Origin of the sequence: Pelomonas nitida (assembly GCF_043555975.1) — a bacterium.
Lineage (GTDB): Bacteria > Pseudomonadota > Gammaproteobacteria > Burkholderiales > Burkholderiaceae_C > Pelomonas > Pelomonas nitida.
In genome coordinates, this window is the sequence record NZ_JBIGIA010000005.1 from 224052 (window position 1) to 246863 (window position 22812).

Genomic DNA, 22812 nt, shown 5'->3' on the forward strand with positions numbered 1-22812 from the left:
GCCCAGCCACTGACCGCCCATGGCCGCCACCGCCACATCGCCCATGCTGGACGCGCTGGTCGAGCGCCTGTGGCGCCCGCTCGCCCGCGCGACGGACGATGCGCTGCGCCGGCTGGACCTGGCCATTGCGCCGGACGACGACGTCAGCGCTCCGCCCGCCGTGCCGGACGCTGCGCTTGAAGCTGCCGACGATGCCGCGCGCGGCATCGCCGCGTCGCCACGGCACGTGGCAGACACACCGAAGGCAGCCGGCGAGCCGCTGACGGCCATCGCGCCGGCGCGTGCGCTGCCGCCGACGGCGGCACGCCCCGACCTGGCGCGCCCGGCGGTGCCGACCGCGAGCGTGGGTGGCTCGCTGGCGGCCGTCGCGCCACCGTTGGCGCCGCCAACGGCCGTGACCGTACCGCCGGTCAGCACTTCGCCCGCCGGCGCTCCCCCGCGAAGCGCGCCCGCTGCAACGACGGGCGATGCGGCGCCGTCGCCGCCCAGCGCCGCCGCTGAACTCGCTGAGCCGCGACAGGCGTGGCGAGCCGACGCCAGGCCGGCGTCCGTCGCGCGGCCGTCCACCACGGCACACACCTCAGGCGCCGTTCCCGAGCGTTCGCCGCGGCGCGACACCGTGGCCAACGAGCGAACCTTGCCTCGCCGCGTGGCGGTGCTACCTCACGCGCCGGCGGTCGCCATGCCTGCGGCGGCAGTCGCGGCCGCAACGGGCGCCGACAGGGCCGACAGCGCCGTCGCGCCGCCGGATGTCGGCACCGCACCGCAGCCGGCATCCGGCGATCGCCCGGCCGCGCCGGTCACGCCCGCCCGTCGTCAGGCCCCGGCACGGCTCAGCACCGCAACACGGCTCGGCCTCGCCACGCTCGCGACGACGGACGCCGCACCGACCCGGGCGCCCCGCCCGGTGCTGCGTGTCGCGCCGCGCGCCTCGCCGGAATGGGGCTCGGTGCCAGACCAGATGGCCACCGGCGGGTCACACGCCGCGGCTGCGGCCACGGCCCTGCCACCGCCGGCGGCGGCCACGCCCGAAGTGCCGGAGCCGACCGAACCCGTCATGGCCACGTCGCGCCCGCTACGCCTGGTGGCCAACCGGCTGGACCGTGCGATGGCGCCCGTCTTCAGCCGCGCCCTGGATACCGGCGCGCTCCAACCCGGCGACGACGACATGCCGGAACAGGCCGCGCCTCGCATCAGCAACACCTTCAACGTCAACGTCGCGCTGGGCGGCGCGGCGGGCGCGCTGGAGCCGCGAAAGATCGAAGAAGCCCTGGGGGAGTGGCTGCGAGCTTGCGTACGCCGGCAGGGGTTGTTGCCATGAGCACGCACTACACGCTGCGCTTCGGCAGCTATTCAGCCCGCGACAAGGCGCGCGACGGCGACCGGCTGCTGCTGAACCTGACCGTGGAACAGAGCATGGACGGCGTGGGTGGGCGCTGCAGCGCTGAACTGGCCGGGGCCGAGTTCGCGCCCGTGGCACTGGGCGAGTCGGTGCAGATCGAGCTTGACGCCGGCGCCGGCGCGGTGACCGTGTTCACCGGCACCGTGACCGGCGGTGCGCAAACGGCAACCACGCAGTGCATCGAGGCGCAAGACGGCCTGGCGGCCCTGGCCTTGCAGGAACTTGAAGCCGCGTACGATAACGTCTCGCTGGACTTCATCATCAAGGACCTGCTGCAGCAAGGCGGTGCGCAGGTCGGCAGCGTCTGCAAGGGCCCCGACGTGCCCGCCTACGCCGTGCACCGGCAGCCGCGCCTGCTGGGCCAGGTCTGGCGGCTGGCGCAGGCCTGCGGCGCCGACGTCTATTCGAGCGGCGACGGCAAGGTGCAGGTCACCACGCCCGACCAGCCCGGCGCCCGGCACACGCTGCGCTTCGGCGAGGACGTGCGCGGCCTGGCCATCGGCGCGGCCGTGTTGCCCTGGGACAGCGTGGAGGTCTGGGGCGAGGGGGCGGGCAGCGCCAAGGGCAGCGAGAAATCGCACTGGCTGTGCACCGACCTGTCGGGCGTGAGCGGCAAGGCCGCCGTCGACGACACCGGCGTGGTGACGGTGGGCAAGCTCGGCAAGCGGCCGCTGCGCGTGCGTGACGGTGCCTTGCGCTCGGGCGGCGCGGCACAGGACTCGGCCAAGGCCCGCATGACCTGGCTGGCAGCACGGCGCCTCGCGGGTCATATGGACGTGAACGGCGCGCCGGCCGTCATGCCGGGCGACAGCGTGCGCATCGACAGGCTGCCGGCCAGCCACGGCATGGCCCGGCTGCTGGCCGACGGCACGCCGCTGCGCGTGCGCGGCGTGCGGCACTGGCTCGACCGCGAACTGGGTCTGGTGACCCGGCTCCATTTCTAGGCGCGCCACATGACGGTACGCCTGGGCAAGATCGAGCTGACGGCGGTGCAGAGCCTGCACACCGAGGAGTCGCGCACGCTGGTGGAGCAGCGCGTGCCCGAGCAGCAGGGCAGCGTGTTCCAGGACCTCGGGCGCGACCCGGTGACGCTGATGCTGGAAGGCCTGCTGCTGGGCGAGCAGGCACTGCAGACGCTGGAGAAGCTGCGCCAGGCCCAGGCCAAGGCCGAGCCGCTGTCCTTCGCCGCCGACATCGCCGAAGGCAGCGAGCTGACCGAAGTCGTCATCGAGGATTTCCGCGCCCGCCAGATGGCGGGTTATGCCGCGCGCTTCCGGTTCAGCCTGCGGCTGCGCGAGCACGTGGAGCCGCCGCAGCCCGCCGGCGCCGCAACGGCCGCCGTGGACAGCGGCGTGCAGGCGGACGCCGCCTCCTGGGCCGACGACAACCTCGCGGCGGCCGGCGCGCTGCAAGACCCGGCCTCGCTGGCGGGCACGCTGGCCGAGCGCCCGGAGGTGCTGCAGCAGCTGGACATGGACGACCTGGGCGGCGCCGTGACGCAGAACCTGGACGCCATGGACACCGGCCAGCTGGGCGGCATGCTGGCCTCGGTCGGCGAGGTCGACCCGGCCAAGGCCTCGGCGCTGTTCGACGGCATCCAGAAGGCCGGCGGCATGGGCCAGATGCTGCAGAAGTACATCGCCGAGGGCAGCAGCTTCATCGACCAGCTGCGCAAGATCCCGCTCAGCTCGCTGATGAAGGCCTTCTCCGGCGGGCTGGAGTTCCTGAAGGCGCTCAAGGACGTGGCCGACAAGGCCGCCAAGCTGGTGCGCGACATCGGGTCGCTGCAGCTGCCGCCTGAGATCGACGCCATCGTCAAGCGCGGAGGCAAGCGATGAGCACGCCGGCCGACCTCGTCCGCGACCTGGCCGCGCTGCTCGACAGCCTGGCCAAGCTGCTGGAAACCAAGACCGCCAAGGAGGCGCCCGCCATCGCACGCGAGCTGGGCGTGCGGCCCCAGCTGGTGCAGGGCTTGAACGCCATCGGCGGCGCGCTCGACCAGATCCAGGGCGTCGTCGTGCCGTTGCGGCGCACGCTGCTCGACGCCGACGCGCTGGTCGCGCTGCTGGGCTTCGTGCCGGGCATGGTGGCGTCGGTCGGCGACGCCGTCGACAGCTCGGCGAGCTGGCTGGCCACGCTGGGCCTGGGGCTGGATGACGTCGCGGGCGCGGCCCGGCAGGTCAGCGGCCCGCTGAACGAAGTCTCCGGCGTGCTCGACATGGGCGTCGACGCCGCCGAAGGCGCGCTGGCGCTGGTGGCGCCCGACCAATGGACCGGCGTGCTCGCCGGCCTCGAACACCTGAAGGCCGCACTCGCGGCTCTCAAGGAACCGCCGGCAGCGCCGGCCTGACCGCGCACTGAAGTCGCGATGCGCACTTTGAAAGGACCCTGCCATGACTGACGTTGTCACCACGCCCGCGCCGGCCCCGGCTCCCGCCGCCACGCACGCCAACCCCTTCGCCGCCGTCGGCCTGCTGCTGAGCGCCGTGCGCAGCTCGATGGAGGGCAGCAAGCGGCCCGACCAGGCGCCACGCTGGGTGCGCATCGACCGCGTGCGCCAGTTCGTCGACCCGACGACCGGCGACGCCGACGCCATCGCCAGCGGCGTCATGAAGGCCATGGGCGTCGTCACCCTCGGCATCGCCTACATGCAGCGCTTCACGCTGGACGCCACCGACCTGCTGGTGCAGGGCGACGCGGCCAAGGCGCTGGTCGAGGTCTCGGCCGACCTCGTCAAGCAGGTGGCCAGCAAGGAGTTCATCAACGCCCTCGAAGTCGCCGTCGGCCAGGAGCCCAGCTCGGGCTCGCCGATCTCCGGCGTGGCCGACATCATCGACAAGATCGTCGACATCGCCGACAAGGTGCCCGAGCCCGACGACCTGAAGGTGATCGGCGCCCAGCTCTACGGGCTGCTGGCCGTCGAGCAACTGACCACCGGCACCGTGGACGACACCACCATCGCCCACGTCGACGTGTCCAAGACCGGCAAGCTGCGCCTGCTGCACTGGGGCTTCTGGCAGTCGTTCCGCGTGCAGAACCTCGGCAAGGGCAAGGGCCCGGTGGAGGTGTTCACGCTGGGCTCTAGGCGGCTGCCCGATGTCGGCGCGCCGAAGTCGCCACTGCGCGCCCGCGGCACCTTCGGCGAAGGCAGCGGCATCGAGACGGTGTACGACCTCGACTTCTCCGGCGCCAACGCCGGCAAGGACATCGCCGAGGCCAACGCCATCCTCACCGCGCTGGGCTACGACAAATACCCGGTGGCCGACCCCAAGGCGCTGGCCGCCGACTTCGCCACCCGGCTGCGGGCGTTCCAGAAGATCAACGACATCCCGGTCACCGGCAAGCTGGACAACCCCACGCTGAACCGGCTGCTGCACCTGGACTACGACGCCAAGAACCTCAAGCGCGCCAAGCCCTTCCGCGAAGACCTGCTGCCGCCGGGCTTCGACCCGACCAAGGCGTCCTGAGCCTGACGCGCCCATGCGCCGCACCACGCCGCCATGACCGACGCCGCTGCCGCCATCCGCGCCATCGTCCGCGACGAGCTCGCGGCGCTGCGCCTGCCCGACCTGGCCGTGGTGACCAGCGTCTTCGCGCACAGCGGTGACGACGACGGCCACAACCACGAGTGCAATGTGCAGCTGCGCGAGGGCAGCCTGGAGCTGCGCAAGGTGCCGATCGCGACACCGCATGTCGGCATGGTCAGCGCGCCACAGGTCGGCGACCTGGTGCTGCTGGCCTATGTCGGTGGCGACCCGAACCGCGCCGTGGTGGTGGGGCGGCTCTATTCCGAGAAGGCCAACCCGCCCAAGCACGCGGAGAACGAATGGCGGGTCGAGTCGCCGCTGGCCGGCGCCAGCTCGATTGCCATCGACAAGGACGAATCCGTCGTCGTGACCGCTGGCAAGACCATCGTCACCGTCAAGAAGGACGGCGCCATCGAGGTGGCCGGCGAGGCCGAGCTGAAGATCGAGGTGAAGGGGGCCGTGCAGCTCAAGTGCACTGACTGCAAGATCGACGCGTCCGGCAACATCGACCTCGGTGACGGCGGTGCCGGCGTCATCACCGAGGCCAGCCACAAGTGCTACTTCACCGGCAAGGCGCTGGTGCCGTCCAAGACGGTCAAAGCCAAGGGGTGAGCCCGATGCCCGCACCGCCCGCCGCCCAGTTCGAATCGCCCTTCAAGGGTTTCGTCGCCAGCGCCGGCCTGCGCGGCGAAGACGCGCCCGGCCTGGCCAAGGCGCTCGCAGACGGTGCCGGCCAGGCGCTGACGCTGCTGCTGTCGCAAGCCCAGGTGCTGCCGGGCATCCCGTCGCCGGTGGACCCGATCAGCGGCAGCGGCGCCACCGCCGGCCCCGGCCTGCTGATGCCGCCACCCGCCGGCGGCCCGGGCGCCTCGGCGCTGGAAGGCCTGCTGAGCGGCTTTCTGGCGGGCCAGGGCATCCGCGGCGAGGACGCCGACGGCCTGGCCAAGGCGCTGGCCGGCGCGCTGGCCCAGGCCGTGCAGCTGTTCACCGCGCAGAGCCAGGTGCTGCCCGGCATGGCGATCGCCGGCTTCGTCACCGTGGCGCCGGGCCTGCTGATGCCGGTGCCGCTGCAGGCAACGCTGCAGCCCATCGTGTCGGGCCTGCTGCAGCAGAACGGCCTGCGCGGCGAGGACGAGCCGCACCTGGCCCAGGCCGTGGCCCAGGCCATCGACCTGGCCTTCATGCAGTTCGCCGCGCAAGCCATGGTCAGCCCCGGCATCGCCTGCCCGCCCGGCGCCTCTGCCGCGCCCGGGCGCCTCATGTAGGAGAGACGACATGGCCACCACCACCACCGCCGCCACCCGCCCGGCCCAGGACGCACTGCTGGGCGCCGACCTGTGCCTGCGGTTCGAGGACGGCCGGGTCGATCTCGCCTGCGACGCCGGCGGCCTGCGCCCCGTCAGCGGCCTGGACAACCTCGTACAGGCCTTGTCGATGCGGCTGCTGGTCGACCGCGGCGATGTGTCCGGCCTCGGCCACCCGCGCTACGGCAGCAAGATCCGAGACCTGATCGGCGAGCGCATGGACCGCCCCAACCTCGAACTCATCCGGCGCTACGTGCGCCGCGCGCTGCTGGAGGACGAACGCGTGCTGGAGGTGGTGGAGGTGGCGGTGACGGTGCGCGCCCCCGACAGCGTGGACGTGCGCGCCGTCGTCAAGGCCGTCGACGAGCGCGAGGCGCAACTGCAGGTGACGCTCGATGCCCTCTGACCAGCCCTTCCGCAAACGCGGCTTCGCCGAGATCGTCGACGGCCTGCTGGAGGACGCCGCGTCCGGCCGCGGCGGCCGCACCGTGCTGACCGATGCCGCGGGCGGCAGCGTCGTGCGCACGCTGATGGAGGTGTACGCGCGCGAGATGGCCGTCTGCTACGAGCAGCTGGAGCTGGTCTACCGCAGCGCCTATCTCGACACCGCCAGCGGCGCGGCGCTGAACTACGTCGTCGCGCTGACCGGGCTGCAGCGCCGGCCGCCGGGGCACCTGGAGGGCCAGGTCACGTTCTCGCGCGGCCAGCCGGCGCCGCAAGACATCCACATCCCCGCCGGCACGCTGGTGGCGGGCCGGGGGCAGCCGGCCTTCGCCACCGTCGACAGCGCCGTGCTGGCCCAGGGGGAGCGGCTGGTCAGCGTCGGCGTGCTCAGCCTCGAAGCCGTCGTCGAGGGTGACGTGCAGGAGGTCAAGGCCGGCTTGCTGACGACCATGCCCCGGCCCATCGCCGGCATCGAGCAGGTCGCCAACGCCGCCGACCTGATCCCGCGCCAGCGGGCCGAGACCGACGACGAACTGCGCCAGCGCGCCCGCGCCCAGGCCCGCTCCACCAACACCGGCACGGTGGCTGCCATCGAGCAGGCCGTGCGCCTGCTGGGCATCGAGGAGGTGCGGGTGCTCGAGTACCCGCTGGACCCGGCGCTGCTGCCCGGCCAGATCCATGTCGTCGTCGGCGACCCGGACTTGTCGGCGCAACTGCTGGAGCAGGTGGCCGATCGCATCGAGCAGGTCCGCCCGGTCGGCATCCAGGTCGGCAGCGGCGCGGCCACGCGGGTGTGGGTGCAGATCACGGCCACGCTGACGCTGGACGTTGAACGCACGGAGCCGGAGAAGAAGGCCATCGAGTCGCGGCTGCAGTCCGACCTGATCGCCTACTTCGGCCAGCTCGGTGTCGGGGAGACGGTGCACCAGGCCAAGATCCGCTCCATCCTGCTGGGCCAGGACAGCGTCATCGGCTGCGACGCGAGCCCGGGCTTCGACGGCCTGCTGGAGCCCTTCGAGCTGATCGACGGCATGCCGCACTCGCAAGCCAGCCGCTACCTGCTGAGCAACGGCGACATCCTGGTCGGCCAGCGCGCACGCATCGGCCTGCTGCCCGCGCAGTTGCCGATCCGGTTGACGCTGCTGGGGCCGGCGCCGGCCGTGCTGGTCGACATCGCGCTCGAATTGCCTGCTGGCGCCAACCCTGCCGGCATTGCCGAGCGGCTGGTCGCCGGGCCGGGGCGCTTGATCGCCGACGCGGCCAGGGCGCACAAGATCGAGTTCCAGCCGCTGCGCGACGCGATCAACCTCATCGTCCCGGCCGACCAGCGCGTGTCCTTGCGGGTGACCGTCGTGCACGAGGCGGATGGCCGCGTGGTGGAGCTGTCCGACGACCTGCCCGAGGACGCGCTCGGCGACCGCGAGCTGCCCCGCTTGCGCAACACCCCCGTGACGGTGAAGCCATGAGCGCCAGCCCCGACGCCAGCCAACGCCGTGCGCGCATGCTCGACCTGCTGCCGCGCATCTACGCGGCGCAGTCGCCCGACAGCGCCATCGGCACGCTGGTGGAAGCGATGGCCCAGCGGCTGGCGGTGTTCGATCAAGACCTGCAGCGCGTGCTGCACGACCGCTGGGTGGCGCTGGCTTGCGGCGTGCCCGACGCGCGGGACGGCGACGCCGCCGCCGCGCTCGACCGGCTCGGCGCGCTGCTGCAGATCGCGCGGCTGCCAGCGGCCGTGCGCCACGCCGGCGCCCAGACGCTGGCCGACGGCCGTGTGGCGGTGACTTTCGTCTCGCAGGCCCAACGCGACGAGGCCTTGCTGCTGCTGGAGCTGCGGGCCGACGGCGACGGCCCCGCGCTGCCCCGCATCGCCGGCCTGGCGGTGGACATCGAGGGGCCGACGCAGCTGGTCTTCCGCAGCGAGACGGGCGACACGGCCGACCCGGACGACGCGGGCGACCCGCAGCAAGGCCCGCTGGCCCGCCTGCAGGAACTGCTCTCGCCCGAACCGACCGACGCCTACCGGCAGCGGCTGCAGATCACGATGGCCGTCACGTCGGCCGGGCTGGCCACGCCGCGCGCCGTGCTGTCGCTGGCCATCGCCGACCTGGGGGCGGCACCCTGCCCCAAGTTCCAGCGCCGCGCCGACGCCACGCTCGCACGCGGCGTGGCCCAGCGGGCGCAGCGCCGCTGCCAGGCCTGCGGCAACCCGGCGCTGCCCTGCCCCCAGGCCACCTTGTTCGACGCCTGGATCTCGGAGCAGCCCGCCCACCCGGTGGACTGGCAGGACAACGACGCACAGCTGCAACGCGTGCTGACGCTGCGCAATGACAGCCTGGTCGGCGACCGGCCGGAGCTGACGATGGAGGTCGACCGCCCGGTGTCGTTCCCGGCGCTGCAAAGCCGGGCGTCCGGCGAGATCGTGCTGTACGCCGACGACCTGCTGCCCGGCCACACGCTGCGGCTGCTGCCGCAACTCGACCCGCAGGAGGTTGCCGCCACGCAGTCCTACGACCGGCCGGTCAGCCACCAGTGGCTGCTGCGCAGCCCGCACGGCCGCGCGGAGCTGGTGGACAAGGCCAGCGGCCGCGTCCGCGACGTGAGCGCGTCGGTCTTCTACCTGCGTGGCAGCCAGTTCGACGACGCGGCCTCGCGGCTCGGCGGCGTCAACGTCGAGGGCTTGCGCTGCGGCGTGCTGGAGCAGGCCGTGCGCACGCCCCGGCTGGAGCCCGGCGACAACGACTGGGTGCTGCTGACCTTCACGGCGCCGGCCTACCGTTTCGATGCGCCCACCACGACCTTCGCCCAAGGCCCGAACGACCCGGGCGCGCATTTCGCGTTGCTGGACGCCGGCATCGGCGACGGCGGCGCCGACTTCGCGACCCAGCTGTTCCAGTGGCTCAAGCGCACGGACGACCAGGTGGCCGACCCCGCCACGCTGCCCCACTTCAAGCTCGCCGCGCACTGGGTGGCACGGCCCGCCTTCCTGTTCAACCTGCGCATCCCGAAGAACGGCTGGGTGCAGGCCGCCGAACTGCGCGGCGCGGTGGACCTGCTGCGCGCCGACATCGAGCGCGCACGCCCGGCCGGCGTCAGCGCCCGGGTCGACTTCCCCGAGCCGATCTACCGCGAACAGCAGCCCCAGCAGCAAGCCTTCACCGGCTTCGACGCCCGCCTGGTCTGGCGCGAGGACGCGGCCCCCGACGACGCCCACGCCCCGCAACTCGCGCTGCGCCAGGCGCTGACGGAGGCCCATCCGCTCGCCGAGGGCCGGCTGACCCTGGGCGCCATCATCGACACCACGCGCTTCGACTGGAGCACGCTGCAATGACCACCGGATCCACGTCCCACCCGTTGCCTGGAGCGAACCCGCCATGAGCCTCAAGGAACAGCACGGCCTGTCCGGGCGCCTGCACATCACCCTCACCGAACACGGCCGGGTGGTGGGCGAGCGGCACGTCAAGAACCTGATCACCGATGCCGGGCGCCAACTGGTGGCGCGGCTGTTCGCGGGCCAAGCCCAGGCCAACGAACTGCGCATCGCGGTGGGCACCAACGCCACGGCGCTGGATGCGTCGCAGGCCACCATCACCAAGGTGGCCGACGCCAAGGCCAGCGTGATCGTGGACTCGAGCAGCGACCAGCGCGCGCTGGCCCGCGTGGTCGCCACGCTGCCGGCCAGCGGCGACACCACGCCGCAACCCATCCAGGAGGCGGGCATCCTGATCGTGCTGCCCGACAGCGTGGTGGTCTACAACCGGGTCACCTTCCCGGTGATCCACCGCGCCGGCAATCTTGAAATGACCTTCAGCTGGGAAGTGAGCTTCTGATGGCAACTCGACCAAACCCCTACGTGAAGAAGGACCCCGGCGACATCATGCTCGCCGCGGACTGGAACGAGATGCAGGTGCAGGCCCGCGAAGCGCTTGCCGGCCACCGCCACACCGGCGGGGCTGACGCAGAACCGATCACGCGCGAGGGTATAGCGCCCGGTGCGGTGGACCGCAGCCGCATCGCGCCCAATGCCGTCGACGGCACCCTCATCGACCCGCAAGCCGACGTGGCTCTGAAGGCACTGAAGGTCAACGGACGGGTGCTGCTGAAAGAGATCGATGCCATCGTGGCGTCGGTGAAAGACTTGACCAACAACCCTCTTGTGTTGGCCAACACGCTGCAGGTCAACGGCGCATCGCGCCTGAATACACAAGTCGACATCAATGGACCACTGACCGTCAACGGAGTCACCACGATCAATGGCAACCTGATGGCGCGCGGAACCCAGATGCGCTTCAGCCTGGCTGGCAATGGCGGCGGCCAACTGGTCCTCGCCAATAACACCAATGACAACCGCCTCTATCTCGAGGCCTTCAACACCGCCGGCAACGGCAGTGCGGCCGAACTGCTGCTGACCGGGGTCAACGCCACGCCGGTGCCACAAATCTCATTGATCGCCAATCAGACCGTCACCTCCGGCAACCTGCGAACACACGCTCTTATCGTCGAGGATCAGGTGTCTTCCCACGTGACAAACGATGGTGCGTTCTACCGCTGGGACGGACAGGTCTACATCAATGTCGACGACAACCTGTACATCCGTGACAGCTCGCGCGGCATCCGGATGCATTTCGACACTATCAGCGGCATTTTCAAGACCGACATGCTGCGCCTGGGCGACAAGTGGCGACTGTCCGGCGTCGGCGACAGCTCGGCCAACGACGAGTGGCTGCGCCTGTTCAACATCAGCGGCAATGGCTACTACGGTGGCTTCGCGGCTGACAAGATGTGGACGTCAAAGGGGACGCTGGCCGGCTCGGATGCGCGCCTCAAACACGCTGTCGCCCCCATCAGCGGCGCACTCACAAAGGCGCTGTCCTTGCGCGGTGTGACGTTCCACTGGAACGCGGCCCCCGACGAACGCGGAGATGCCGGCGTCATCGCACAAGAAGTCGAGTCCGTGATGCCGCAGTTGGTTCACACCGGTCCCGACGGGTTCAAGGGCGTCAACTACAACGGGCTCATCGGCGTGCTCATCGAGGCCATTCGGGAGCAGCAAACGATGATCGATCAATTGAAGCGTGCCGTCGCACCGGGCTCCGCACCATGAGGGAGCAGCTCGAAGCCCGCTTGCTCGACCTGCGCGGCGAGTTCGCCACGGGCCAGGCAGCCATGGCCGAAATCGGCCGCAAGCAGGAGGAACTGCGCGCCATGCTGCTGCGCATCGGCGGCGCCATCCAGGTGCTTGAGGAACTGCTTGGCCAGACTGCTGCCCACACACAACCCCAGGACCAGCCATGAGCCCGAGGGCGAGGCCCGCATGACCGACACCGTGCGCCTGACGACCGCGGCCGGCGCGGCCGTGCTGCCGTCACAGGAGGTGGACGTGGGGCCGAACGGGCTGTCGCTGCTGGTGCAGCTGCCGGCCGGCCGGCGCCTGCAGCGAGCCGCGTTCAGCATCGCGGCCAGCGGCGCTGTGGGCGCCGAGCTGTCACCGGCGCCGCAGCTCGATTCCGACGGGTTCACCGTCGGCGCGAATGGAACCGTCAACACGGCCAACGCCGCGAATGCCCATTGGCTGAGCGTCAGCTGGGACGTCGAGCGCGCCATCGTCGCCCTCACGGTGAAGGCCGCATCGGCCAGCACTGCCGCGCCCGCCACGGCGGCCCGTGTGCGCATGTTCAGCGCCGGCAACTGGCTGCCGCTGCCGCCGCGCGACGTGCTCACCTTTGCCAACGGCCAGGCCAGCGTGCGCTTCCCGGCCTGCGCGGTCAGTCGCCTGATGCTGGAATTGCAGACCGAGAACAAGGTCAACGACAAATGGTCCGGCGTGCTGGTGCCAGGCGCCGTCGACATCTCCAACGTGACGGTGAGCGTGCAGGCCACGCCGCAGCCCTGCCACGTCAGCGCCGCCGTGGCCGACGACGCGCCGTTCTTCCGCGTGGCCGGCCCGCTGCCCACGCAGGCCGTGGCGATGGAGGGGCTGGCCCGGGCGCTGAACCGCTATCTCGGCGACAACGCCGGCGCCACCGCGATTCCGCTGACGCTGCGCGCGGCCGCAGCGTCGCGGCTGAAGGTTGTCGCCTTCGACGCCGTCCTCGACCCCCTGCCGGGCAGCCAGCCACCCGCGTCGCAACCGCCCCCGCCGCCGCCGCGCCCGGAGCAGCCCGGCACGCAGCCGCCCGGCGACCCGGCGGCGCAGAAGGGCCGCTGGTGCCGGCCGCAGCACCTCGCGGCGCAGGCCTTCGCCGCCGTGCCGACAGGGCTGGGCCTGTCTGCCGTGGAGTTGTGGGTGCGCCCACTGGGCGACCCAGCCGCGCTGCGCGGCAGCCTGAGCCTTCACGCCGACGATGCCGGCCGTCCCGCCGCCGAGCCGCTGATGGCGCCGCAGCCGTGGCACTACGCGGGCGACGCCACCGCGGCCGCGCAATGGCTGCGCTGCGAACTGCCGCTGCCCGCGGTCGCGCCGGCCAGCCCCTGGTGGGCCATGCTGCAGGTGGAGGCCGGCGAGCTGCTCTGGTACCAGGCCGCCACACCGCCGCCGGGGGCGGCCGCCGGCCTGTTCCAGGCCCTGGGCGGCCCGTGGATGCCGGTGCAGCCGGGGGCGCCGGCATGGCTGCAAGCGCGCCTGCAGTTCATCGACACGGCAGGTGTCGTATGAGCCAGGCGCCGGTTTCTCCCGCCACGCCGCCGCGCCACTGAGCCATGCTGCACCGCCTGGAAACGCTGCTCGAAACGCCGTTGGCGACGGCGCTGGGCTCCGCTGCCACGCTCGTCCTCGCGGCGGGCGACAAGCCGCCCGACACCCAGAAGCCCCAGCTCGCCCTGCTGGCCACGCGGCTGACGCGCGCCCCCGCCGCCCCCGACAGCGACGCTGCCGGCCGCGAGCCGGCTTACGCCTCGACGATGCTGACCCTCACCGCCAGTGCTGCCGATCCCCGCCTGTTCGCGTTGCCGCCCGGCGCCGCCAGCCGGGTTGCCGAGGTGCAGTCACCCCCGGGGCGGCTGTTGCCGCAGGCCGATGCCTGGGTCGCCGATGCAGCGGGCCTGCACCTGCTGCAGGCGCCGACCGCCCCGGTGCGGGCGTTGCTGCGAGGGACCGCGGTGAAGGGCTACCAGGAGCGCTGGGCCGCCCGCATCGACCTGGGCCTCGTGGCCTGGGCTCAGCAGCCCGACACGGCATCCGACCTGCTCGGCCAGGCGCTGGCGGTCGTGCTCGGCCAGCTGTTCGAGCTGGACCTGGTGGACCTGCAGGAAGCGCCGCCCGACGGCGGGCTGTCGCTGCGGCTGCTCAAGCCGAGCGCACGGCTGCTGCAGGTTGATCGCGGCCTTGCTGCGGCCGGCAATGTCAGCTGGCATCGCGCAGCGGCGCAGCTGCAGATCGACGGTGAACTCGTCCAGTGCCTGACGATGGGTGTGGCCGATCCTGCCTCGACGATCAAACGGATCGACTTCGAGCTGGGCCGGCTGCGCGCCGACGGCACGCTCGGGCAGGACACGGGCAGCGTCGGCGGCTGAGGCCGCGCCGGCCTTCAGTGACCGTCAGCGCCCCTCAACGACCTTGCCACCCCCTGCCGCCGGCCGGTAGCACGCCAGCAGCGCCGTCACGCGGTAGAAATGGCTGCCCGCCTTCAGCCGGGCGGCGTCGCAGTCGGGCTTGAAGTCGGCCTCGGCCTCGTTGAACAGCATGCGCACCACGCGCTCGCCATCCTTGGCCTGCCACACCTCCCACTGCACGTTGGCCGCCATCGGGATGACCGTCTCGGCCCGCCAGGGGTTGTTGGCATGGCTGTAGGGCTGCGCCAGCGGCTGCGGCTGGTGCACCCCGGCAATGCCCAGTGCCGACACCAGGGGCGCAATGATCTCGGCGTGCGCGAAGCGCAGCACGGCCCCCTCACCTTGCGCGAGCCGCCCCAGCATGTCGTCGACCAGCTGCGTGGCCATCGCGTACGTCACCGGCCCGGCTTCCACGAGGCCCGGCCCCTTGCGATAGAAGTCGTCGGCGTCATCGGCCGCCATGAAAACCGCCGCAGCGGCCTCCGGCACATAGGCCGGGAATGGCTCGCCCAGCTCGCGCCGCAAACCGGCCGCCGCGCCGCGCACATCCATCACATGGCCGGCCGCCCGCAGCGGGTCGGCCAGGCGGTCCACGAAATCCGCGCTGTACAGCCCGGCCAGCAGCTCACGCGCGGCGGCCGGCAGGCGCGGGTCGGCCTCGATGCGGCGCTGCTGCGCGGCCAGCTCGGCACTGCGCAGCCAGGCCTGGTAGTCGGCGCTGCGCTGTAGCGTGGCGCGCCGTGCCGGCGTGTCGGCCCGGTCGCGAGAGGGGTCGAGGCGGTGGAAGTACAGCAGGAAGCGGTCGCTGCCCCAGTTCGCCGGCACGCGCGCCCGTGGCGCCGCGCGCTGCAACTCGGCCACGAAGCTGCGCGAGCTGTCCACGGCGCGGTCCACGCCGGAGCTGAGCACCTCCACGGCCGGCCCCGCCGCGAACAGCGACGGCAGGCGGGCCACCAGGCGGCGCGCGAGCTGCTCCTGCTCTTCGACGCCCAGTTGGCTCAGATTGCCATAACCCAGCCGCCGCTGGGCGTCGATGAAGCGCTGCAGGTCTGCCCCGAAGCGGCGCCCCAGCGGCGTCAGCGCCTCGGCGGCTTCAGCCTCGCGCCAGAGCTTCAAGGCGGCTTCATCGCTGCCGGGCTTGGTCAGGCCCCGGCTGCCGTGGCGCGCAACCAACTGCACCGCCACCGGCGCGAAGCCCGCCGGCGGCGCCTCGTAGCGGGCGGCCTCCTGTCGCGGTGCATACGGTGTCTTGGAGCCGAGCGCCTGACCGGCAGCGGCGCTCATCGCCAGTCCGCTGAGGGCAAGCGCCACACACACGCGTCTCATGTCATCAGGATTTCGCATCGGCTTCCTAGGCTTCGAGGTTTTTTGGAAGCCGAGAGCCTAGCCATGTTCCGTGACAACCCGTCGATCCCGCTGACCGCCCTTGCCACGGCCGCCCTGCTGCTGAGCGCCTCGGCCCAGGCACAGACGCCGCCCGAGAAGGTCGAGACCGTCGTCGTCACCGGCCAGGCCTCCAGCCTGCGCAAGGCGCTGAAGATGCAGGAGAACGCGGACAACATCGTCAGCGCCGTCGTGGCAGACGACATCGGCGCGCTGCCGGACGTGAACGCCGCCGAATCGCTCGCCCGCCTGCCGGGCGTGTCGGTGCAGCGCGACCAGGGCGAAGGCCGCTACGTCGTCGTGCGTGGCCTCGGCCCCGACATGAACACCATCACCATCAACGGCTCGCTGATGCCCTCGCCCGAGGCCAGCCGCCGCGGCGTCAGCATGGACGTGCTGCCCTCGGGGCTGATCCGCTCGCTGGAGGTCATCAAGTCCCTCACACCCGACATGGACGCCAACTCACTGGGCGGCACGGTGGACGTGAAGACGCTGTCGGCCTTCGACCTGCCCAAGAGCCTGCTGAGCGCGGGCCTGTCGGCCAGCCGCGATTCGCTGTCGCACCAGACCAGCCCCGCCGGCAGCCTGCTGGGCGCGACGCGGCTCATGGGCGGCACGCTGGGCGTGGCCGCGGCGCTGAACGTGGACCAGCGCAAGTTCGGGTCCGAGGACGTGGAGACCGACGGCGCCTGGAACGCCGGCAAGCTGGCCGGCGTGGAGCTGCGCCACTACCGCCCCAACCGCGACCGCGCGGCGTTCGCCACCAACATCGACTACAAGCCCAGCGAGGGCCGAAGCTACTACGCCCGCGGCATGCTGGCCCGCTTCAGCGACGACGAAGAGCGCGACCGGCTGACGATCAGCAACATCACCGGCGGCTCCGTTGCCGAGGGTGCCACCGCCACCGTGCGCGCCGAGCGCCGGCTGCGCGCACGCAAGTACACGCGCACGCTCACGTCGCTGGTGCTGGGCACCGAGCAGGACTGGGGCGACTGGACGGTGCAGGCCAACGTGGGCCTGGGCAATGGCACCGAGCGCACGCCCGAGCAGCTCAACGATGCCCGCTTCCGCCAGAACAACGTCGCCGGCGTGTCGTTCACCGACACGGTGAAGCCGATCGTGACCGGCCCGAGCACGCTGTACGACGCGAGCAAGTTCACGCTGAACGCCTTCACGCTGCAAAAGCGTGCCAGCGACGACAACGAGCACAACGCCCGCGTGGACCTGAGCCGCGCCATCAGCCTGGCCGGCGGCACCAAGCTGGACCTGAAGTTCGGCGCCAAGCTCAGCCGCCGCGAGAAGAAGAACGACACGGACCAGTGGTCCTACAGCAGCGGCACCGCAACCAGCCCCAACTACTGGGGCGCCGGCCCGACGACACTGTCCGCCTTCGTCACAGGCCAGACGCTGGACTTCTCGATGGGCGCCATCGGCCCCGCGATGGACACCGCCGCCATCCGCACGCGCTTGGCCGCCCTGCCGCGCGACGCCGCCAAGGTGGCCGGCGCCTCGGCGCTGGCCGACTACGAGATGCACGAGGACATCGACGCCGCCTACGTGCAGGCCTCGCTGGACCTGAGCCCCGCGTGGAACGTGCTGGCCGGCCTGCGCCACGAGCGCACGCGCTTTGACGCCGCCGGCTTCGCCAGTTCGGTGGCCGGCGCGCTGTCGGCCACGCAGTCCGACAAGGGCTACGCCAACTGGCTGCCGGGCCTGCACACGCGCTACAAGCTGGACCGCGCCACGAGCCTGCGGGCCGCCTGGACGAACAGCGTCGTGCGCCCCAACTTCGACCAGCTGTCCCCCGCCGTGACGCTGAGCAGCACGACGGAAGCCAGCGTCGGCAACCCGCTGCTGAACCCCATGCGCGCCCACAACCTGGACGTCGGCGTCGAACGCCTGCTCGGCGAGGACGGCGCCGTGTCGGCCTACCTGTTCCACAAGGACATCAAGGACTTCACCTACGCAACCAACCTCGCCGGCACCGGCGACTGGGCGGGCTACACCAGCGTGACCGGCTACGCCAACGGCGCCAAGGCCAGCGTGCAAGGTGTGGAGCTGTCCTGGCAGCAGCCGCTGCGCATGCTGCCCGGCTGGATGAGCGGCTTCATCGTCGGCACCAATGCGGCCTTCACGCACTCACGCGCCGACGTCGCCCGCTACGACACCGCCAGCCAGACGCAGCGCGTGCGCAGCTCGCGCATGCCGGGCCAGTCGGACACGACCGTCAACCTGATGCTGGGCTACGAGGCCGGCCCGCTGAGCACGCGCCTGGCCGTCAACCACAAGTCCAAATACCTGCTGCAGTTCGGCAGCGACGTGACCAGCCCCGCACAGGACCAGGTCGTCGCCGGCCAGCGTCAGCTGGATCTGTCGGTCAGCTACAAGGTGACGCCGGCCGTGCAGCTCACGTTCGAGGGCGTGAACCTCAACAACGAGCATTACTACACCTATGTCGGTGTGCCGCAGCTGAACTACCAGTACGAGCAGTACGGCCGTACCTACAAGCTGGGCCTGAAGATCGCGCTGTTCTGACGGCGCTCAGGCCAGCCGCGCGTACACCGCCGTGTCGCGCGCGACTGCGCAATGACGACCGCCAGCTCCACCCCCATGCCCACGCGCGCCGCCAGCATCAGCGTGCGTGCCGCGTCCAGCCGCTCGGGCACATCGAGCAGGATGGGGTCGCTCACGCCGGCACCACCTCCACGGGCTTGGGCAGCTCGCGCACACCACGGATGACCGGGTGGCGCCAGGCCCAGGCGGCGGTCAGCACGCAGCCGATGCCCGCGAAGGCCAGCGCCGCCCGCAGGCCCAGGTGCTCGCCCAGCCAGCCGCCCAGCAGCGCGCCGGGCGCCGCGGGCAACAGGATCAGCCAGCGCACGGTGCTCGTCATGCGGCCCAGCAGCGGGGCCGGCGTGACGGCCTGGCGCAGCGACAGGAAGTTGATGAACATCAGCACCGCGCCGACGCCCCAGGTGAACAGCATCAGCGCAAAACTCGCTACACCCCAGGCCCCCGCCGGCGCAAACGCCAGCTGCAGCCAGGCCACGCCGCACAGTGAAAAGCCCAGCACCAGGCAAGGCCCGGGCCCCAGGCGCCGGCTGATGCGGTGGCCGAAGACGCTGGCCAGCACGGTGCCCACGCCGATGGCGACGTAAGACCAGCCCACCGTCTGCGGCGCCAGTTGCAACTCGCGCGTGGCCAGCAGGATCTGCACCACCAGCGCCGCGTTATGAAAGAGATGCCAGGCCGCGACGGTGATGGCCATGCTGACCAGCAGCGGCCGGTCGCGCACGAAACGCAGCCCGACCTTCAGCTCGGCCCAGAAGTCGCTGCTCTTGCGCGGCGGCAGCTGCTCGTCGACGCGCACGCCGCGCAGGATCACCGTCGACAGCGCCAGCATCACCGCGTTGACGGCCAGCGCCACCGGCGCGCCCAGCAGCTTGATGAGCAGGCCCGCGAGCCCGGGCCCCGCCACGTCGGCGCCCGACGACGCCAGCGCGTTCTTCGCGTGCGCCTCCACCAGCCGCTCGCGCGGCACCACCTGCGTCAGCACGATCTGCGCGGCACTGCCCGCCGTCGTGTTGACGCTGCCGATGATGAAACCGATGACGTAGAGCCAGCCCATGCCCAGCATGTCCAGCCAGGCCGCCACGGGCACCGACGCCACGGCCACCGCCAGCGTCACCTCGCCGCCGATGTAGACCGGCAGCTTGCGCACGCGGTCCAGCAGCACGCCGGCCGGCAGCGAGAACAGCGCGAACGGCAGCACCTCCAGCGCCTGCAGCAGCCCCATCTGCGTGGGGGTGGCGTGCAGCATGACGGCCGCCGTCAGCGGCAGCGCCAGCAGCGTGATCTGGCCGCCCAGCGAGGAGCACAGGATGGAGGTCCACAGGCGCCGGTAGACGGCGTCGCGCAGCAGGTCTTGCGGCGCGAGGGCGAAATAGGAAATCAGACGGGAGAGCATGACGACAACGGCTGGCGAACTCGACGGAAGGGCGCGCCAAGGCGGCGCAAAACGGCGCAGGACGAACCGCGAGCGCCGTCAGTCGAGGTCGAGCAGCTTGGTCATCGCTGCATGCTAGCAGCGCCGCCGCGCCTCACGTATCCAGGCGTGACTCACCAGCCGACGGCGGCGCCGTCACGGCGCGGGTCGCTGGCCGCCACATAGCCCTGCACCGCCGGGTCACCCAGCCGCCAGATGAACTGGCCGGCACCGAAGTCCTGGTAGCTGTCGTGGATGTCGCCCACCTGGTGGCCGCGCGCCCGCAACGCCTCGATCGTGGCCGCCGGCATGTGCGGCTCGATGTTCACCGACAAGCCCTCGTTGAAGCGCCAGCGCGGCCCGTCGCAGGCGGCCTGCGGGTTCTGCCCGTAGGCCAGCATGCGCACCAACGTCTGCATATGGCCTTGCGGCTGCATATTGCCGCCCATCACGCCAAAGCTCATCACCGGCGCGCCATCCTTGGTCAGGAACGCCGGGATGATGGTGTGGAAAGGCCGCTTGCCCGGCGCCACCTGGTTGGGGTGCCCGGGCTCCAGCGTGAAGCAGTGGCCGCGGTTTTGCAGGCTGATGCCGTAGCCCGGCAGCACCAGGCCCGAGCCGAAGCCCATGTAGTTGCTCTGGATGAAGCTGACCATGAGGCCCGACTCGTCGGCCGCCGTGAGATAGATGGTGCCGCCCTTGACCGGGTTGCCCGCGCCGAAGACCTGGGCGCGCCGCGGATCGATGAGCTTCGCTCGCTCGGCCAGGTAGGCCGGGTCCAGCAGTTGCGCCGGGCTGACCTGCATGGCCGCCGGCTCGGCGACATGTCGGTACACGTCGGCGAACGCGAGCTTCATCGCCTCGATCATCAGGTGCTGCGCCTCGGGGCTGTCGATGGCATGCGCGGTGAGGTCCCAGTTCTCGAGCAGGCCCAGCGCCATCTGCGCGGCGATGCCCTGACCGTTGGGCGGGATCTCATGCAGCGTGTGGCCCGCGTAATCCTTGGCCAGCGGCGCGACCCACTCGGGGCGATAGGCGGCCAGGTCGGCCTCCGTCAACGCGCCGCCGGTCTCGCGCGCGAAACGCGCCAGCGCCGCGGCGATCTCGCCGCGATAGAAGGCTTCGCCGCGCGTCTGCGCGATCAGCCGCAGGCTGCGCGCCGCCTCCTCGAAGCGGAACAGTTCGCCCACCGCCGGCGCACGGCCATGCGGCAGGAAGGCGCGCGCAAAGCCCGGCTGCGACGTGATCTCGCCCAGCGCCGCCGCCATGGCCCATTTGCCCTGCACGATGGGCGGCACCGCAAAGCCCCGCTCGGCAATCTCGATGGCAGGCTGCATCAGGTCGGCGAACGGCAGCCGGCCGAAGCGCTCGCTCAGCGCCACCCAGCCGCCCACCGCACCTGGCACCGTCACGGAGCCCCAGCCGCGCCGCGGCATCGTCGGGCCGTCGAAGAAGCCGGGCGTCCAAGCGGCCGGTGCAGGCCCCGACGCATTCAGGCCGTGCAGGCGCTGGCCGTCCCACAGGATGCAGAAGGCGTCGGACCCGAGGCCATTGCTGCAGGGTTCCACCAGCGTCATGCAGGCGGCCGTGGCGATGGCGGCGTCCACCGCATTGCCACCGGCCTGCATCACACGCAGGCCGGCCTGGGCCGCCAGCGGATGTGAGGTGGAGACGATGTTGCGAGCAAACAAAGGGCTGCGCCGGCTCGGGTAGCCAGCGGTCCAGTCGAAGCGGGAGGCGTTGTTCATGGCGCGCGATTCTGCGCGTGTAAGGCTTTGCAACGCCAGTGCGAAAGGTCAACCGAAGTGCGAGTCATGTCGTTGAGGACACAAGCTTTCGCGAAGCCCAAGACAACCGAAACCAACCCCTGGAGCACTCAAGATGAACACGCTGAAGACCACCATCGCCACCGCCCTCATCACGCTTGCCTCGGGCATCGCGATGGCCCAGCCGGCCACCCCCGCCGCGACGACGACACCGGCCCCTGCTGCGGCCCCCGCCACACCGGCCGTGAAGCCCGCCGCCGCCGCTCCTGCCGAAGCCGCCAGCGCCGCCAAGCCGGCCCACAAGGCAGGGCACAAGGCCGAGCACAAAGCCGCCAAGCACAAGGCCGCCGAAGCCAAGACCGAAACCAAGACGCAGTAAGCGCGACAGCGCTCCGCGCAAGGCCGCAGCCCTCACCGGCTGCGGCCTTTTTTCATCGGGCGTCGATGCGGCGCGTGAAATGGTTCGCGAACGTGGCTCCCAACCCCCGCGACAGGGCGTGATGCCAAATCGGCCGTTTTCCTAGACTGCCGGCCATGCTTTTTGCCCGCCGACTCGCGCCTCTCGCCGCCACGCTCCTCTCCGCCGCCGCCACCGCTCACGCAGCCCCTGTCAGCCTCGGCCTGGACCCCAGCCTCAACCTGCTCGCCTTCGGCAACATGAACGTCGCCAGCAGCGACGTGGAAGGCCGCGTCGCCGTGGGTGGCAACGCAACGATCAACGGCTACTCCATCAACACCAAGACCGGTGCCGCGGCACTGCACGATGGCACCGGCCTGACGGTGGCCGGCAACCTCGTCTTCACGAACGGCACGATCTGGGGCGGCGCCGTCGTCGGCGGCCAGTACGCAGCGAACAGCAGCGGCAACGTGATCGGCGGCAGCGTCGGCGGCCAGGCGTTCTCCTTCGCCAGCGAGCAGCGCCGCCTGGCGTCGCTCTCCTCCGATCTGGATGCGCTGCTCAACACCGGCCGAGCCATCGACCAATGGGGCACGCTGCATTTCAACGCCAGCGGCCAGACGCTGGCCGTGTTCGACATCCTGGCGGCCGACGCGATGAGAAACCTGCAGATCGACGGCCTCGCCGAAGGCGCGCAGATCGTCATCAACATCCACGGTTCGACGGTGGACTTCGGCAACCACGGCTACACCGGCTTCAACAAGGGCCAGGTGTTGTTCAACCTGCCGGACGCGACCCGCGTGACGTTGAATGGCGGCATCAACGCCTCGCTGCTGGCGACCAACGCCAGCGTCGGCGCCGGCTGGGGCCAGATCAACGGCCAAGTCGTCGTGAAGGACTGGAACAGCAGCGTGCAGGTCAACGACGCGCCCATGCCCGTGCCGACCGGCGCCGACAAGCGCGCGCTGCCCGAACCTGCACCGCTGGCGCTGACGGGCCTGGCGCTCGCTGCGGCCGGGCTGGCGTGCCGCCGCCGGGCGCGCCGCTGAGCCG

At 71.4% G+C, this 22812-nt stretch carries 22 protein-coding genes; 18 read left to right on the forward strand and 4 right to left on the reverse strand.

The window, feature by feature from the left end; genetic code table 11:
* The first annotated feature begins 19 nt into the window (after positions 1 to 19).
* From ACG00X_RS08405 to ACG00X_RS08475, 15 genes are read left to right on the forward strand one after another with little or no spacing between them, the layout of a single operon-like run.
* The gene (locus tag ACG00X_RS08405) at positions 20 to 1321 is read left to right on the forward strand and encodes a hypothetical protein (protein WP_394487630.1); all 1302 of its coding nucleotides are present in this window, start codon (positions 20 to 22) and stop codon (positions 1319 to 1321) included.
* Positions 1318 to 2346, forward strand: coding sequence for a hypothetical protein (locus ACG00X_RS08410; RefSeq protein WP_394487631.1), 1029 nt, complete (start codon positions 1318 to 1320; stop codon positions 2344 to 2346). Before ACG00X_RS08405 ends, ACG00X_RS08410 begins: the two co-directional genes overlap by 4 nt.
* Positions 2347 to 2355: 9 nt before the next feature.
* Positions 2356 to 3240: a DUF6046 domain-containing protein gene (locus tag ACG00X_RS08415; protein ID WP_394487632.1), complete on the forward strand. Its 885-nt coding sequence runs from the start codon at positions 2356 to 2358 to the stop codon at positions 3238 to 3240.
* On the forward strand, positions 3237 to 3752 hold the full coding sequence (locus tag ACG00X_RS08420) for a hypothetical protein (RefSeq protein ID WP_394487633.1): 516 nt from the start codon (positions 3237 to 3239) through the stop codon (positions 3750 to 3752). Before ACG00X_RS08415 ends, ACG00X_RS08420 begins: the two co-directional genes overlap by 4 nt.
* 43 nt (positions 3753 to 3795) lie before the next feature.
* Positions 3796 to 4869 carry a peptidoglycan-binding domain-containing protein gene (locus ACG00X_RS08425; protein WP_394487634.1) on the forward strand — a complete coding sequence of 358 codons (1074 nt, stop codon included), beginning with the start codon at positions 3796 to 3798 and terminating at the stop codon, positions 4867 to 4869.
* A gap of 33 nt (positions 4870 to 4902) precedes the next feature.
* On the forward strand, positions 4903 to 5541 hold the full coding sequence (locus tag ACG00X_RS08430) for a phage baseplate assembly protein V (RefSeq protein WP_394487635.1): 639 nt from the start codon (positions 4903 to 4905) through the stop codon (positions 5539 to 5541).
* Positions 5542 to 5546: 5 nt separating this feature from the next.
* A complete protein-coding gene (locus tag ACG00X_RS08435) occupies positions 5547 to 6194 on the forward strand; it encodes a hypothetical protein (RefSeq protein WP_394487636.1) in 648 nt (215 codons plus the stop codon).
* A gap of 10 nt (positions 6195 to 6204) precedes the next feature.
* Positions 6205 to 6639, forward strand: coding sequence for a contractile injection system sheath initiator (locus tag ACG00X_RS08440; RefSeq protein ID WP_394487638.1), 435 nt, complete (start codon positions 6205 to 6207; stop codon positions 6637 to 6639).
* The gene (locus tag ACG00X_RS08445) at positions 6629 to 8143 is read left to right on the forward strand and encodes a baseplate J/gp47 family protein (protein WP_394487639.1); all 1515 of its coding nucleotides are present in this window, start codon (positions 6629 to 6631) and stop codon (positions 8141 to 8143) included. Before ACG00X_RS08440 ends, ACG00X_RS08445 begins: the two co-directional genes overlap by 11 nt.
* Positions 8140 to 10008, forward strand: a complete 1869-nt coding sequence (locus ACG00X_RS08450; protein ID WP_394487641.1) for a hypothetical protein — start codon at positions 8140 to 8142, stop codon at positions 10006 to 10008. Before ACG00X_RS08445 ends, ACG00X_RS08450 begins: the two co-directional genes overlap by 4 nt.
* 43 nt (positions 10009 to 10051) lie before the next feature.
* A complete protein-coding gene (locus ACG00X_RS08455; protein ID WP_394487643.1) occupies positions 10052 to 10507 on the forward strand; it encodes a hypothetical protein in 456 nt (151 codons plus the stop codon).
* A gap of 23 nt (positions 10508 to 10530) precedes the next feature.
* Positions 10531 to 11781, forward strand: coding sequence for a tail fiber domain-containing protein (locus ACG00X_RS08460; RefSeq protein ID WP_394487645.1), 1251 nt, complete (start codon positions 10531 to 10533; stop codon positions 11779 to 11781).
* Complete coding sequence (locus ACG00X_RS08465) at positions 11778 to 11972, forward strand: hypothetical protein (RefSeq protein ID WP_394487646.1); 195 nt, start codon at positions 11778 to 11780, stop codon at positions 11970 to 11972. The genes ACG00X_RS08460 and ACG00X_RS08465 overlap by 4 nt, the downstream gene beginning before the upstream one ends.
* A gap of 19 nt (positions 11973 to 11991) precedes the next feature.
* A complete protein-coding gene (locus tag ACG00X_RS08470) occupies positions 11992 to 13332 on the forward strand; it encodes a hypothetical protein (RefSeq protein ID WP_394487648.1) in 1341 nt (446 codons plus the stop codon).
* A gap of 44 nt (positions 13333 to 13376) precedes the next feature.
* Complete coding sequence (locus tag ACG00X_RS08475) at positions 13377 to 14189, forward strand: hypothetical protein (RefSeq protein WP_394487649.1); 813 nt, start codon at positions 13377 to 13379, stop codon at positions 14187 to 14189.
* Positions 14190 to 14213: 24 nt separating this feature from the next.
* On the opposite strand, the gene ACG00X_RS08480 is transcribed toward ACG00X_RS08475, so the two are convergent.
* A complete protein-coding gene (locus ACG00X_RS08480) occupies positions 14214 to 15554 on the reverse strand; it encodes a histidine-type phosphatase (RefSeq protein WP_394487651.1) in 1341 nt (446 codons plus the stop codon).
* Positions 15555 to 15617: 63 nt separating this feature from the next.
* Between ACG00X_RS08480 and ACG00X_RS08485 the strand changes: the two genes are divergently transcribed.
* Positions 15618 to 18146 carry a TonB-dependent receptor gene (locus ACG00X_RS08485; RefSeq protein WP_394487652.1) on the forward strand — a complete coding sequence of 843 codons (2529 nt, stop codon included), beginning with the start codon at positions 15618 to 15620 and terminating at the stop codon, positions 18144 to 18146.
* On the opposite strand, the gene ACG00X_RS08490 is transcribed toward ACG00X_RS08485, so the two are convergent.
* The 3 genes from ACG00X_RS08490 to ACG00X_RS08500 all read right to left on the reverse strand — a co-directional run bounded on the left by ACG00X_RS08490 (position 18113) and on the right by ACG00X_RS08500 (position 21344).
* Positions 18113 to 18301, reverse strand: coding sequence for a hypothetical protein (locus tag ACG00X_RS08490; RefSeq protein WP_394487653.1), 189 nt, complete (start codon positions 18299 to 18301; stop codon positions 18113 to 18115). The two genes, ACG00X_RS08485 and ACG00X_RS08490, sit on opposite strands and share 34 nt — an antisense overlap.
* On the reverse strand, positions 18298 to 19578 hold the full coding sequence (locus ACG00X_RS08495) for an MFS transporter (RefSeq protein WP_394487655.1): 1281 nt from the start codon (positions 19576 to 19578) through the stop codon (positions 18298 to 18300). Before ACG00X_RS08495 ends, ACG00X_RS08490 begins: the two co-directional genes overlap by 4 nt.
* A gap of 152 nt (positions 19579 to 19730) precedes the next feature.
* Complete coding sequence (locus ACG00X_RS08500) at positions 19731 to 21344, reverse strand: gamma-glutamyltransferase family protein (RefSeq protein WP_394487657.1); 1614 nt, start codon at positions 21342 to 21344, stop codon at positions 19731 to 19733.
* Positions 21345 to 21477: 133 nt separating this feature from the next.
* On the opposite strand from ACG00X_RS08500, the gene ACG00X_RS08505 reads away from it, so the two are divergent.
* Together ACG00X_RS08505 and ACG00X_RS08510 are read left to right on the forward strand one after the other, a co-directional pair.
* A complete protein-coding gene (locus ACG00X_RS08505; protein ID WP_394487659.1) occupies positions 21478 to 21741 on the forward strand; it encodes a hypothetical protein in 264 nt (87 codons plus the stop codon).
* A 155-nt stretch (positions 21742 to 21896) separates the two neighbouring features.
* Positions 21897 to 22808, forward strand: a complete 912-nt coding sequence (locus ACG00X_RS08510) for a choice-of-anchor A family protein (protein ID WP_394487660.1) — start codon at positions 21897 to 21899, stop codon at positions 22806 to 22808.
* The last annotated feature ends 4 nt before the right edge of the window (positions 22809 to 22812 follow it).

Bases quoted from the DNA above. Each gene is read 5' to 3' on its own strand.
- ACG00X_RS08420 (WP_394487633.1), top strand. From the start codon at position 3,237: ATGAGCACGCCGGCCGACCTCGTCCGCGACCTGGCCGCGCTGCTCGAC.
- ACG00X_RS08415 (WP_394487632.1), top strand. From the start codon at position 2,356: ATGACGGTACGCCTGGGCAAGATCGAGCTGACGGCGGTGCAGAGCCTG.
- ACG00X_RS08500 (WP_394487657.1), bottom strand. From the start codon at position 21,344: ATGAACAACGCCTCCCGCTTCGACTGGACCGCTGGCTACCCGAGCCGG.
- ACG00X_RS08480 (WP_394487651.1), bottom strand. From the start codon at position 15,554: ATGAGACGCGTGTGTGTGGCGCTTGCCCTCAGCGGACTGGCGATGAGC.
- ACG00X_RS08430 (WP_394487635.1), top strand. From the start codon at position 4,903: ATGACCGACGCCGCTGCCGCCATCCGCGCCATCGTCCGCGACGAGCTC.
- ACG00X_RS08440 (WP_394487638.1), top strand. From the start codon at position 6,205: ATGGCCACCACCACCACCGCCGCCACCCGCCCGGCCCAGGACGCACTG.
- ACG00X_RS08495 (WP_394487655.1), bottom strand. From the start codon at position 19,578: ATGCTCTCCCGTCTGATTTCCTATTTCGCCCTCGCGCCGCAAGACCTG.
- ACG00X_RS08470 (WP_394487648.1), top strand. From the start codon at position 11,992: ATGACCGACACCGTGCGCCTGACGACCGCGGCCGGCGCGGCCGTGCTG.
- ACG00X_RS08450 (WP_394487641.1), top strand. From the start codon at position 8,140: ATGAGCGCCAGCCCCGACGCCAGCCAACGCCGTGCGCGCATGCTCGAC.
- ACG00X_RS08465 (WP_394487646.1), top strand. From the start codon at position 11,778: ATGAGGGAGCAGCTCGAAGCCCGCTTGCTCGACCTGCGCGGCGAGTTC.
- ACG00X_RS08445 (WP_394487639.1), top strand. From the start codon at position 6,629: ATGCCCTCTGACCAGCCCTTCCGCAAACGCGGCTTCGCCGAGATCGTC.
- ACG00X_RS08505 (WP_394487659.1), top strand. From the start codon at position 21,478: ATGAACACGCTGAAGACCACCATCGCCACCGCCCTCATCACGCTTGCC.
- ACG00X_RS08455 (WP_394487643.1), top strand. From the start codon at position 10,052: ATGAGCCTCAAGGAACAGCACGGCCTGTCCGGGCGCCTGCACATCACC.
- ACG00X_RS08405 (WP_394487630.1), top strand. From the start codon at position 20: ATGGCCGCCACCGCCACATCGCCCATGCTGGACGCGCTGGTCGAGCGC.
- ACG00X_RS08410 (WP_394487631.1), top strand. From the start codon at position 1,318: ATGAGCACGCACTACACGCTGCGCTTCGGCAGCTATTCAGCCCGCGAC.
- ACG00X_RS08435 (WP_394487636.1), top strand. From the start codon at position 5,547: ATGCCCGCACCGCCCGCCGCCCAGTTCGAATCGCCCTTCAAGGGTTTC.
- ACG00X_RS08485 (WP_394487652.1), top strand. From the start codon at position 15,618: ATGTTCCGTGACAACCCGTCGATCCCGCTGACCGCCCTTGCCACGGCC.
- ACG00X_RS08475 (WP_394487649.1), top strand. From the start codon at position 13,377: ATGCTGCACCGCCTGGAAACGCTGCTCGAAACGCCGTTGGCGACGGCG.
- ACG00X_RS08510 (WP_394487660.1), top strand. From the start codon at position 21,897: ATGCTTTTTGCCCGCCGACTCGCGCCTCTCGCCGCCACGCTCCTCTCC.
- ACG00X_RS08425 (WP_394487634.1), top strand. From the start codon at position 3,796: ATGACTGACGTTGTCACCACGCCCGCGCCGGCCCCGGCTCCCGCCGCC.